Genomic DNA, 613 nt, shown 5'->3' on the forward strand with positions numbered 1-613 from the left:
GTGTATTTGCCCTTAAGCACGGCAGAAACTGCCTGCATCTCTTCGACCTGAGCAATGGCCAGCTCTTCGTCACGCATGTTCTGCATGATGATGCGACGGCGGCGGTAAGCCGGGTCCGCCAGTGTATTTGCCCTTAAGCACGGCAGAAACTGCCTGCATCTCTTCGACCTGAGCAATGGCCAGCTCTTCGTCACGCATGTTCTGCATGATGATGCGACGGCGGCGGTAAGCCGGGTCCGCCAGATTCTGCGGATCTTCATCCCGTACAGCGCCATGTTTACCAGTCCGATTCACTTCATGCTTCGGCTTGACATATCCCGGCGTAAATTCAGAGGTGGAGCCGCCACGGGAACGGATAACCTCACCGGAAACAATCGGCGAAACGTACAGCGCCATGTTTACCAGTCCCGGAATTTGTGAGAGATAGACTTTCTCCGTGGTGAAGGGATAGCTCTCACGGAATAAGAGACGCAGAAACAGCGGATCAAACTTAAATTTCTGCTCATTTGCCGCCAGCAGTTGGGCGGTTGTGTACATCGACATAAAAAAATCCCGTAAAAAAAGCCGCACAGGCGGCCTTTAGTGATGAAGGGTAAAGTTAAACGATGCTGAT

At 52.5% G+C, this 613-nt stretch carries 1 pseudogene; it reads right to left on the reverse strand.

Features of this window, described 5'->3' with window-relative positions:
* Positions 1-120: 120 nt before the first annotated feature.
* Positions 121-543: pseudogene (locus tag D0S45_20710) on the reverse strand (major capsid protein E).
* Between the last annotated feature and the right edge of the window lie 70 nt (positions 544-613).

Origin of the sequence: Marinifilum sp. JC120 (assembly GCA_004923195.1) — a bacterium.
Classification (GTDB): Bacteria; Desulfobacterota; Desulfovibrionia; order Desulfovibrionales; family Desulfovibrionaceae; genus Maridesulfovibrio.